Source organism: Ruminiclostridium sufflavum DSM 19573 (assembly GCF_003208175.1).
In the GTDB taxonomy this organism is placed as follows: domain Bacteria; phylum Bacillota; class Clostridia; order Acetivibrionales; family DSM-1351; genus Ruminiclostridium; species Ruminiclostridium sufflavum.
Map to the genome: position 1 here is coordinate 17,172 of NZ_QKMR01000032.1, position 11,975 is coordinate 29,146.

Annotated in this window: 11 protein-coding genes; 1 reads left to right on the forward strand and 10 read right to left on the reverse strand. The window is 36.6% G+C overall.

The window, feature by feature from the left end; genetic code table 11:
* Positions 1-353 precede the first annotated feature (353 nt).
* The 9 genes from LY28_RS18020 to LY28_RS18065 form a co-directional block, all read right to left on the reverse strand.
* Entirely contained in the window at positions 354-1,628 is a 1,275-nt protein-coding gene (locus LY28_RS18020) for a LysM peptidoglycan-binding domain-containing protein (RefSeq protein WP_110463564.1), read from the reverse strand.
* Between the two features lie 366 nt (positions 1,629-1,994).
* A complete protein-coding gene (locus LY28_RS18025; RefSeq protein WP_110463565.1) occupies positions 1,995-3,284 on the reverse strand; it encodes an ABC transporter substrate-binding protein in 1,290 nt (429 codons plus the stop codon).
* Positions 3,285-3,636: 352 nt separating this feature from the next.
* Positions 3,637-4,917, reverse strand: a complete 1,281-nt coding sequence (locus tag LY28_RS18035) for a S8 family peptidase (RefSeq protein WP_110463567.1) — start codon at positions 4,915-4,917, stop codon at positions 3,637-3,639.
* 190 nt (positions 4,918-5,107) lie between these two features.
* Positions 5,108-5,377 carry a peptide maturation system acyl carrier-related protein gene (locus tag LY28_RS18040; RefSeq protein ID WP_110463568.1) on the reverse strand — a complete coding sequence of 90 codons (270 nt, stop codon included), beginning with the start codon at positions 5,375-5,377 and terminating at the stop codon, positions 5,108-5,110.
* 109 nt (positions 5,378-5,486) lie between these two features.
* The gene (locus tag LY28_RS19850; protein ID WP_110463569.1) at positions 5,487-5,636 is read right to left on the reverse strand and encodes a CLI_3235 family bacteriocin precursor; all 150 of its coding nucleotides are present in this window, start codon (positions 5,634-5,636) and stop codon (positions 5,487-5,489) included.
* Positions 5,637-5,661: 25 nt separating this feature from the next.
* Positions 5,662-5,805: a CLI_3235 family bacteriocin precursor gene (locus tag LY28_RS19855; RefSeq protein WP_110463570.1), complete on the reverse strand. Its 144-nt coding sequence runs from the start codon at positions 5,803-5,805 to the stop codon at positions 5,662-5,664.
* Between the two features lie 103 nt (positions 5,806-5,908).
* The gene (locus LY28_RS18055; protein WP_110463571.1) at positions 5,909-7,045 is read right to left on the reverse strand and encodes a TIGR04066 family peptide maturation system protein; all 1,137 of its coding nucleotides are present in this window, start codon (positions 7,043-7,045) and stop codon (positions 5,909-5,911) included.
* A 15-nt stretch (positions 7,046-7,060) separates the two neighbouring features.
* Entirely contained in the window at positions 7,061-8,455 is a 1,395-nt protein-coding gene (ccpM, locus tag LY28_RS18060; protein ID WP_110463572.1) for a Cys-rich peptide radical SAM maturase CcpM, read from the reverse strand.
* A gap of 40 nt (positions 8,456-8,495) precedes the next feature.
* On the reverse strand, positions 8,496-10,256 hold the full coding sequence (locus tag LY28_RS18065) for an ABC transporter ATP-binding protein (protein ID WP_110463573.1): 1,761 nt from the start codon (positions 10,254-10,256) through the stop codon (positions 8,496-8,498).
* A gap of 393 nt (positions 10,257-10,649) precedes the next feature.
* On the opposite strand from LY28_RS18065, the gene LY28_RS18070 reads away from it, so the two are divergent.
* The gene (locus LY28_RS18070; RefSeq protein WP_110463574.1) at positions 10,650-10,883 is read left to right on the forward strand and encodes a hypothetical protein; all 234 of its coding nucleotides are present in this window, start codon (positions 10,650-10,652) and stop codon (positions 10,881-10,883) included.
* A 5-nt stretch (positions 10,884-10,888) separates the two neighbouring features.
* Here LY28_RS18070 and LY28_RS18075 read toward each other — a convergent pair whose 3' ends face one another.
* Positions 10,889-11,566, reverse strand: coding sequence for a JAB domain-containing protein (locus LY28_RS18075; RefSeq protein ID WP_110463575.1), 678 nt, complete (start codon positions 11,564-11,566; stop codon positions 10,889-10,891).
* Positions 11,567-11,975 lie beyond the last annotated feature (409 nt).

Below are 11,975 nucleotides of genomic sequence, written 5' to 3' on the forward strand. Positions count from 1 at the left end.
TTTCCTCCTATATTTAGTATCCCGCGCTTTTATATTATCCATTCAACAAAAATCTATTCAATATTAAATTCATCAGACAAAATTAAACAGATAATAAAAGCAAGTTTGCATAGAAAATTTACAGGACTATTTTATCACAATTAGTATTATTATCAAGCACATAACGTAATTTATTTGTAAAATAAAAAGCTGCAAAGCCAAGTCAAATACAATAATATACATATATTACAGGAATCAATTACCGTTTGAGGCTTTCGAAATGTTGAACACCGTTTTTCGGATTCCTGTAATTGACGTTTTTATTGTATATGAGATTTGTTTTGCAGCTCTTTATATTCCTATAGAGGATAACTTCAAACCTTTTTTATATTGTATACGGAATTTAAAACCAGCCAATTCTGAGGGAAATACCTTCCTATTGTCCAGTAGCTTACACCTCCGAGCTTATATTCATTTACCAGCTTTAATTTTGCCAGTATGCTTCTCGCATCCTCAAACCATACCTCATGCTGCCTTCCCGATTTATAATATCTGAAGAAAGGAGACTGAGCTATAGGATCATATTGTATGTTTGCGCCCACTTCATATGCCAGCTCCACAGCGCCCGGATTTGATAAGGCTCTGGCAGCCGTACCCTTTTCGTAAGGAAGTGTCCAATCATAGCCATAATTAGGTATACCCATTAATATTTTTTGACGCGGTATTGCCGTCACCGCATAATTTATTACTCTCCTTACCTGGTTCAAAGGAGCTACAGCCATAGGCGGCCCATAAGTAAACCCCCATTCATATGTCATAATTATCACATGATCAACAAGCGCGCCGTGAACCGGATAATCATGCCCCTGATAAAGCACCCCCGGCTGGTCAGCCGATATTTTGGGTGCAACAGCTGTAGCGATGGTATATCCGAGAGGTCTTAGCACCGAAACAATCTTTCTCAGAAAATCATTATATTTTTCCCGGTCGTCAGCATATATATATTCAAAATCTATGTCAAGTCCCCGGTATCCTTTAGCTTTTAAAGTTTTTGTCACATTATCTATCAGCTTATTCTGAACCTCCGTATCATTCAGTATCGTATGTGCCAGATCACTGTCAAAGCTTCCGCCTTCCTTAATGTTGGTTATTACCATAATGGGCGCGGCACCTGCCGCTCTTGCGGCACTTATCAGCGGAGTGTCCTCTATTGAAGTCAAGGATCCGTCAGGCTTTACCTGATAGCTGAATATGCTGAGATACGTCAGATACGGAAGAGTCTTTCTCAGAACCTCCATATTAATATTTGGAAAGGCATATCCATTGACCTCTATAGTCCCGAAGCTCATCGTCATCGGAGGAATTATTATATTTTGCCCTGCATAAATCATAGAAGGATTCGTTATCTCAGGATTGGCTTTAATAAGCTCTTCAACAGGAATTCTATAATCTCGGGCAATGGAATATAATGTTTCTCCCGGCTCAACCGTATGCCTCCGGGTTCCTTCGAGTATCACAATTGTCTGCCCTATTACAAGCTGATTGGGATTCGAAAGTTCATTATCAGATATAATCTTTTGCGGGGAAACCCTATACTGCTGTGCAATTGTATATATGCTTTCTCCGGGTTTTACAACATGTATTCTCAAAAAATATCACTCTCCGCTTTAATTTCTGCTACTCTAACTCAACTTTTCCAGCTGAGTTAATTCACTATTTACAGGCGCTATAAAATCAATTGACTTCCTTTACTCCATATTACAGTATATGCTGTCAGTCCGTAATGTGACATTGCAATTAAAGGATTGGACTTGGGTCACAGAAAAGCTGTATTTATACATATTTTCCGCCGTTAGGCCGGTGCTGTCTAAATATTTAATATTTATGCCGGAAAACAGCTCATAAATATAGTATACTTGTGCCGTTAAGAAAAAAAGAGTCCAAAACCCTTTACAAGACAGGGTCTTAGACTCTTACCTTCAATTTTCCAAAGAAATTTTATAAATATTAAATTTCTATTCCTTCAAATAGGCATTAACCTTTTCATCAATAGCCTTTGCCGTTTGCTCAGCTGTTTTATTGCCGCTGACGAAAGCAGGAAGCTCAGCTTTGATTATTTCGTCTACGCTTCCATCACCTAAAGTACAGCTGTTTATTTTTCCAAATATATTTGTAATAGAGGTTTTTGATTCCGATACAGGCTTAAAAGTTTTGCTCTGTTCTTCAAATACCGATTTCATCACAGGTGCATTAAAGGTTTCGTCATTTTGAATTGTTGTTGAGAGTAAAATCTTTATATAATCGAAGGCTTCTTCCTTGTATTTGCATTTTGATGTAATTGCCGCAATATTTGTTGCGAATGCATTAACATTGCTTACCCCGTCTAAAGTCGGATAAGGTATAAAAATTGGTTCCTCATTAAATGGCTTTACCACTCCCTGAGCATTTTTAACCACTCCAGTATAATTCTCAGTTCTAAGTACGCTTAGCTTTATTCTTTCTTCACTGTCAGTTTCCTCCTGCTCTGCTTCATTGGGACAAACATATGGAAGAAGCTCCTTATATGTCTGCAACAGCTTAATAAAGCCCTCCGAATTAAAGTTTGAAGTCTTTTTGTCATAATTTACATAAGAATTTTTATCAGAATATTTCATATCCCAGAAATTAAAATCAGGCTCAAGAAAATACTTCCCATTACTGCTGTTAAAGTATTCCTTTGCAGCCTTGAGTAAATCATCCCAGGTCCAATTGCTTGTTTCAAGCTTCAAGTCACCCATTACTGTCTTATACGTATAAAAATAGCTAAAGCAATAATCTATAGGTATAATATACCTTTTTCCATCATATATCCCTGTATCCAATATTGTTTTATTATAATTTTCAATTTTAAGCTCTTCATCCTCGGAAATAAGCGTACTTAAATCACATAAAACACCGTCACGCATTAATTTGTAATCGTTCGGCAGACACCATGCAGGCAGAAATATAACATCAGCTCCCTGTCCTGCCGCAAGCTCAGCCTGAAACTGCAACTGGAACGAATCAAAATCTTCCGGATCCAGCACCTTTTCTTTGACATTTACATCACTGTGAATCCTTTTAAAATTACTCAGTACAGTTGCATTCAGAGTATCCATCTGCGAAAAATAACAAACACCAAGTACCTTTTCAGAGCTATCCGATGAATCCGCCGTACTTCCGGCAGCCGAAGCAGCTTCTGATCCCTTGCTATCAGAACAGCCCGTACCCAAAATAGCGGCAGACATAAGCACTATCAATGCAAAACTAATCCATCTCCTAAGCATGTTAACATATCCCCCTTGATAACTTCGCAATTTATCTGTCCGGACCTCCAGTCCATAGCATTTATAATTGCAGTTAGTTAATGCATACCGTATACACTGAAAAGCATTGATATTTTAAAGGCTTCCGCCGATATGCGTATATTCCTTTTATAGGTTTAAGTACTGCTTGCTTTTTAAGCAGCTCGACAACATCTGTCTATATACAGCTTCATACCTGTAATTATATTCTTTTAGCCATATTTCGTCAATCATTATTAACCATATACTCAGTTTTATGTAATTGCAGTTAATATGTGTCATATTTTGTAGAATAAAAGATATTCCAATGTCAGCTACAGGGTTCATACATCCTCTATGCCCTGCTTTTTTCATCCTTCTCAAAAAGCTTTAATATATGGCAATAAAGCTCAGAGATGGTTGCTTCATTTGAGTACTTAAATATATTTGAACCAAGCCATTCGCTTGCATCCGTACAACTGCGTGTCAGCAATAAAGCAGCCTTACTCTCTTTCATCATTTCTGCAATATCCCTGCGGAAAATATCAGAAGTAAAAATTTTTATATCGGTTTCAAATGGCAACTCAATTTCCTTCCGGCAAAAAGTATTCCTTCCTCTCAAATTAATTCCTGCTATAATAATATCCGGATCGTAGACCGTATAAATTCTGGTTATCCCTTCAATAGAAATACTGCTTTTATCATCCTCGCAGCTATTAATTGAAACAATACCATTTATTATTTCTTCTTCATATTTATCATTGCATGCATAAATTGCATTATACCCGTCTTTTCTGAATAATCTGCACAACTCCCTTTCAACATCGTATTCAAACCCGTTTTCGAAATTATAAACTGCAAGGATTGGGATATCTATATCAATTTTTGGACTTTTATGAATATCCTGCCGGCAAATAGCTTTTTCATTAAAATTACTGCAGGATTTTTTTTCTAATTCCTTTAAAAGGTTTTTAAAAGTAATACAAGGCTTTTCTCTTAAAATATTATGTACGCAGGCAGTGACGAGAGGCGCGGCATAGCTGTTGCAGACACCTGTCGCTGTAATAATGCCCGGGCTTTTTGTCAGTTTATGCTTCGAGTATGCGGTTATCTCTATCCCGGCAGAATCAGCACTGTTATATGCGATATCTCCTTCTCCAAGGGTATCGGTTGTATCACATTTTACACCGATTACATTCGGCAGCGATGCGGGACAAGTATATATATCCCTGTTATTGCAAGCTGCAACGATTACAATCCCGCTTTCACACGCAAGGTCTACCGCCGGCTTAATTAAATTAAAATCCTTAAAATCTATAGTGCCAAGGCTTAAATTTATAAGCTTAATATTATTCTTAACGCACCAATCCAGCGCTTCGACAAGCTGTTCCTTCATACCTCGCATTGTATTTTCGCCAAGTATCTTAACACTGCTCAAAACCGCTTCCGGAGCATATTTTCTTATTATAGCCGCACAGGTAGTGCCATGTGAGGAAGCAGTCAAATCATAGCCTGTCCTTTGGCATATCCGGAGCTCAGGCGTTATTTGTATATTCTGCTCCAGCTTACCTATGCCGTAAAGACCTTCACTTATTCCATCATCTATTACCGCAATATTAACGGGTAGCTTATCCATTTGCTTATCACCCTACTTTTCTCACTTATCAGTACTGCTTTTGAACTTTGAACAAAAGTTAATTACTATCGGCTAAAGCCTCCTACAGCAAAAAATCATACAAACCCAAACCGCGTTGAAAGAAATATTTCCCCGAAAAATTATAAAATCTCATCCCTATATTTTATTGTGGAAGGCTTTCAACTCTATATCAAGCTACCCTGTTTGCAATAATATCTGAAATAATATCCGCAATATTGCTTATACTGCTGAACCTCCCGTCCTCTATCACATCCTCCGGTATCTTAATTCCGAATTCATTTTCAATATCAAAGAATAAATACAGCAAATCCCTTGGTTCTAAGCACCACTCCTTACCCAGAAGATTATTATCAAGTTTAATTGTATTTAACGATTCCAGTTCTATGTTAAATCTTTTGCAAAATATTTTTTGTAAGCCTTCGTACACTTTATTATTCATAAGCAGACAACTCCTTCAATATAAAAATATATGCTTTTTTATCCTACATCTGTTATGATATCTACAAATGTAATCGGATTGAATAAATTCAATCCGATTACATTCACTTCTATCTCCTACTTCCACTAACCAATCCAGTTTGTGGAGCCCAATCTGGTGGTCCACTATAGCAATTACCAATGCACGCTATATCACAATTGCAGAGGTATGCCTGTAAGGTTGTATTATCACTGCTTAGCTTCTTCCCTAATTTTTTCATATTTCTGCCTCCTTATAAATTAATTTCAAGCCCTGTTCCCGCTAATCAAAGTTATTTGCGGTGCAAAATCCGGAACCCCAATTATACAATTCTGGATGCAGGCGCATTCGCACAAATATGCCTGCAGTGTTTCTTTCTTTGTATTTATCTTTTTCCCAAGCCTCTTAATGACATTTCACCTCCTTAATTATCATTCCCACAGCAGCTCGCGAGTTCTGCCATAAGTTTTATAGGACCTTATCCGTTAACGGATAGGGGGTCTTTCACATCATTTATGCCTCGTTTACCAAAGCTATCTCCGCATACTTTTCAAGTAAGCCTTGCGTAAATTCGCTTATCTTTTCTGCATCATGTCCGTTTGATATATTAAAGACAGGTCTGTCAGGCAAATTTATTGTATTTGCAGCCTCATCACAGCATCGGTAATCTACATTTAAAAAGCTCATTTTTCGTTTTTGGATTGAATATGCCATATCCAATTTGATATTTGAAATGTTAAAGCAGTCTATTTCATATCCGAATTTATGCTTGACAGAATTATTTACATCCCTGAAAAGATTATGGTCATATTGGTTATAGTATAGGCTTAAAATACATACATCCGGTCTGACAGCACAAGAAACCTGATATGCCAGCATCCCGAAATCCTGAAACAGAATGTCATTTATAGGAATTATTCCACCGGGCACACCAATAATAAAAATATCCGGATTTTCGGACTCTTCAATTCTTTTTATAAAATTATTGAAGCAAAAAACCTTATCAGCTTCAGAAATAGAATTATCAAGCATAAACCCCGGGAAAGAGTGAAAGCCCGCATATTCACAGTATTTCCTTGTACCGACCTGACTCACCCTGTATCCACTTTCCAAATAATAATCACGCAACGCCAGTTGAAGATCAAATTTATTTGTACTTTCCCCGACTCCCAGAACAAAAATCACAGGAGTATTAATTGTTTTGATTTTCAGATCCGCTTCAGGCTTATATTCTTCTAAGTAGTTTGTATCAGGCTCATCTCCATAACAGATAAATTCTATTCCCTCATATGCACAGATGGTTCTGATCTTACGTTCTGTCTCCTTCTCAAGCTTAAGCATGCATATAATATTTTTCTTCTCATGCATGCTCTGTTCTATTTTCGTATAAATGTGTTTTTCAAAATCTAGGGGCAGGCTGTAATCACAAAAAATCACTGTATCGCAACCCTTGAGTTCGCTTTGAAAATCAGAAGCCACACTCAAGCCTATATAATAGCCGTCATCCGCCCGGCTTGCATCCTTTCCTGCCATACCCCAGCCTGAAGGAGCTGCCAGCCTAAGCTCACGGAAGTCCTTCCTCAGACTGCCGTATCTTAGAAATGGCGTAAACTTCCTGTTATACGGGTAAACCAAACCTACTCTCTCCATTTTTCAGCCTCCTGTTTAGTAATTATGAAAATTTATCCCGATATCCTTTAATACGCAAATATCCTTAAGCCTATTTCCCACATCAGCCTTTACATTTTTGCAGTACTTGGACTTTTGTGCTGCCGAAAGCTCTTTTAGATTATCACATGAAACCAGACACAATGAGCAATATCGTATTGCCCAGCAATTTTTACAGGCATTTTCGGTTAATTTGCCAATATTCAGTAAAATCTTTACTTTTTCAATGTCTATTCCTGTATCTATATGGCCTATTTTAACTGCCTCTGATTCCTCGCTGACTCTCTCGCAAGGATAAAATGTCCCGTCCACACTCATGAATAAACGCTGGGCTCCGGGAATACATGGACCTCCGTGATGATATCTGTCAGGAAGTGCTTCAACTGTTCTTAATTGTTCATTGTACATCTTTTCAAGGAATGAATAATTTACGGAAACCAACGGGGATACCTTTTTCTGATCAAAACGCCCAAGCTTTGAAAGGAACAGCTTAAAAAGCTCATATCCTTTTTTTATGCAGAAATCCTCTGAAATTTCAATATCTTCTTTTCTGTAAAACATATTTACTTCACTGGAATTAATAACTGAATCCTTTATAACTTCGTTTCCCGAAAGAAAATTACTTGTACAGCTGTAATCATTTTCCGGATCAGCCACGACATTAAATAAAATCTTGTGAAAAAAATCAGGATAGCTGCTTTTAATTTTTCTGACATTAGCCATTACAGCTTCAAATGACCCAGAATTGTCTGCAAAAACCCTGTTTTTGTCATGAATTTCCTTGGGACCGTCAAGACTAATCATAAGTATGACATTGTTATCGTAGAAATACTCTATCATCTCATTTGTAAGTGCAGTACCATTAGTCGTAATACTGAATTTCACATTCTTCCCTTCAAATTTTATTTTTGCGTATTCCATGCAGGTCTTTATCAAATTAAATTCTAAAGTGGGCTCTCCTCCATAAAAGCCCAAATTTACTTCCTCACAATCCTTGGAATGCTCCCACAGGAAATCTATTCCTCTTTTAGCCATTTCGAGGCTCATTCTTTTATTAGTATGGCTGCGGTTATCATATTGCCCTGAATACGGGCAGTACCTGCAACGCAGATTACAGGCCTGTGTAACCTGTATAATAATCATATTGATTTTGTTGTTCATATAGGACTCTACAGCTTCATTCTCGGGATGTACAATAGTAGTTACCCGTTTACCTGATAAGAATCCATTTTCTGCTAACATTTTTACTCCTTTGTTTTCCATTTCCTTATTCTTTAAAGCATTCGATGTTTCCTCCGATATTTCAATTACTGAATTTCTGTTGACATCATAGAGGTATCTGCCTCCATGAGTTTCAAACATATGCACTAACGGTTCCCTTGATTCATTCATAATTCTTGACCACTCCTCCTTTATTTTTATAGCAGCAGCTCTATGCTTGCAGTTTTTTGCTACTGGACGAAGCACTGCTTAAAATTGCCTCTCTGTATAATTCATTACGCAGCAACAGCTCGTCATGAGTCCCTGAATCATTCAGCCTGCCTCTATCCAGCAGTAAAACACAATCCATTTTTTTCAGAATATCATATTTGTGAGTAACGGCAATTACTGTCTTGTCCCTGCATTCATCACTGATAAACCTGTTTATTTGTTCCTCCGATTCATAGTCCAGAAAAGATGTGCCCTCATCCATGATTATAATCTTTGCATTCTTAGCCATGGCCCTAGACAGCACAATTTTCTGTCTCTGCCCGCCGGAAAGCTTAGAACCGTTTTTACCTACCTCAGACTTATACCCATCCGGTAATTTACTTATAAACGAATCGATTTTTTTCTTTGTGGCAATATCAAGAGCTTTTATTTTTGATACCTTATTTGGTAAAAATACATTGTCCTCTACTGAGGCATTAAAAAGATAATTGTCTTGACTGACAACGGAAATCAAGCTGCGGTAATCCTCTAAGTTAATCCTGTTTATATTTTCATTATCTATAAATACTTCACCCTCACCGGGCTGATAAAATCTTAGTAATATGTTTATCAGAGTACTTTTCCCTGAGCCGTTAGCACCGATTATTGCGACCTTTTCCCCTTGCTTTATCTCAAAGCTGATGTTTTTAAGCACCTGCTCCCGTTTTTTATAGCAAAACGAAACATTTTCAAATCTTATAGAACCCTTGATTTCTTTCGAACGGGGAAGTTTGACTGCAATTCCGCCCTCTTTTTCCAAATCAAAAAAATTAAATAATCTCTCTGCCGAAGGCAGGATACCCGAAAAGCTATAGCCGATATTCAGTATTGCAGAAATCGGTGACATAACATTTGCACTATATGTAACAAAAGCAAACATTCCTCCTACAGTAAAGCTTTTTTCAGATATCATATAAGCACCGGCAATATATAAAGCACTGAAAATTATTTGAAACATTATTGATTCGGATAATATATTAGCTTTATCCACAATATTGAGCTTTATATTGCATTTAATCATACTTCTCTGCTTTTTTATGAATTCCCCGCATTTAACCCTTTTCAAGCTCCATAGCTTTATTTCCCTAATTCCGCCCAATGTATCTCCAAACCAGGCAGAGTACTCTTCATTAGCTTTCATAAAATCCTCGATACTTTTCTTCCTTAATTTTGCCAGATACTTGACAATAAAATATCTGAGAGGCAATATCAATATAACCATAAGCGTTAATTTGCAGTCTATTAACAGCAGTCCTATCAAACCGCCAAATATTTTGAATATACTTGTAATGATATAGAAGGTAGATTGATCAGTTATTTTTGCGATATTTGCCACATCAGTATTGATATTGCTCATAAGCTCAGTTATTCCAACATTGTTGAAATACTGAATTCTGAGCCCCATTATATGCTTAAAGGCTTTCTTTGAAAGATTATAAGGAATAATTGAATTTAAATAGGCCTGATTAACAGTTTCCAGTATTCCCAAGGCCTGATCAATTATAACTAAAGCTAATGCCAAAGCAGATAATCTTATTACAACGGCTGTATCCCCTGTAATAAAACCGTTATCCATCATATTCTTACTTATCTGCGGAATTAACATGCTTATACCGGATGAGAAAAGTATACAAACTAATATTATACTGATTCTTTTTATGTAAGGCCTGTAAAGTAATACTATCTTCAAAATCAACTTATCTTCATTCTTTAGAATCTTCATTTTTGACTCCCCTAAACAATGAAATTTGAATAAAAAATAAATATTTATAAAAAGTAGCTTTATATTATATAATATAACTCTTTATCGAAAACATTTCAACCATATTTTTACATATTATATATTTTTTTCAATATTATTTTGTAATTTAATACTGAAATAACTCATCAACCCTTTTTGCAGCTTGGAAAGCCTCCGTCCATTGCCTCCCTATTAAGCTTCTTTTTTCTCTCAAATAAAGCTGTAATGTTTGACTATCTGCTTCATATAAATAGTACTAGAATAGATTTAAAAGACTTAGTTAAGGCTGTGAAAATGCCGGTATGCCACCATAAAATTTTTTCATATTAATACATTAATTCTGTCTTATGCCGGGAATCCGGCATGGAGGTTAAAATGAAACCACTTAGTCGGCAGGAGCTTACCGATTTGGAATTGCAAACCAGCGAACAGATGTCAGAATATATGCTGGAGCTGGCAAAGGCCAAAGCAAGAATTGATGCTGAGCTTTATTATAAAAATTCCATAGAGCTGCGCAAGTCCAATGCACATAACTCATTTTTATATTCTTTTCTTTTGGGCATAGTCGGAATATGCATCGGCTTTTGGATTAGTTATTTTGCCAAATGATTACCTTATATCAATTCCCGTTCTTTAAAGCTTATATATCGGTCACCTGCGGTAATAATATGGTCGATAACCTTGACTGATATTGGCTCAAGTGCGGACTGTATTCTCCTTGTCAGCTCAATATCATCCTTCGACGGACTTAAGCTTCCTCCCGGATGATTATGTGCAAGTATTATGCTATTTGCCTGATGTCTCAGAACCAATTCAACTACCAGTCTGGGATATACGGGAACCTCGTTTAATGTACCCTCGTGCAGTAATGCAGCATAGTTCACCTTATTCTGAGAATCCAGACATATAACAAAAAACACCTCATATGTTCTCCCAGTAAATAAGGCCAGGGCATACTCACCGGCTTTTGTTGAGCTGTTCAGAACAGGCTTGCTTCCCCACTTGTCCTTCAGATATCTTCTTGATAATGAAGGTATTATGGAAACAAGCATAGCAGTATTAATACTTACCCCGCAGCTTTTACATATGTCCTTTGGGTCTGCCTCAAACAGTCCTGCCAAGGATCCGTATTTCTTGAGCATTTTATGTGCAAGCTCATTCGTATCCCTCATAGGTATACAGAAAAAAAGCAGCATCTCCAGCACTTGATAATCCTCAAATGCATCTATCCCTTCTGTTAAATATCTCGTTCTGACTCTTTGACGATGTCCCTCATGCAATTTATTGTCCATTGAATCCCCTTGTTCTTTTACTCAGCCTTTCATATTGGCTGTAATTATCGTAATTGCCTTTGTTAACGGCGCATCTCATGATTTTTATTTATTTGGATTTAATAATGTAAATCTGTATGAATTGCAATAGATATTTAATCCATAGCTCCCATTCCAAGCAGTGCTAAGATTTTATTAAAAAACAGACACGTACCTTCAAGAAATTTTTATCAGATTTTTATACTTGAATTGAAAAACAGATTAAATAGAACAGTATATTTATTATACATAAATTTTGCATAAAATAAAAGCTTATTATAAAAGTCAATTACTATCGGCTAAATAAACGATATAATCGTCCGATAGTTTGGGTTTGAGGCTGAAGCCTCCTAAAGTCAAAACAAATTCAAACCCAAACTGTGTTCAAAAT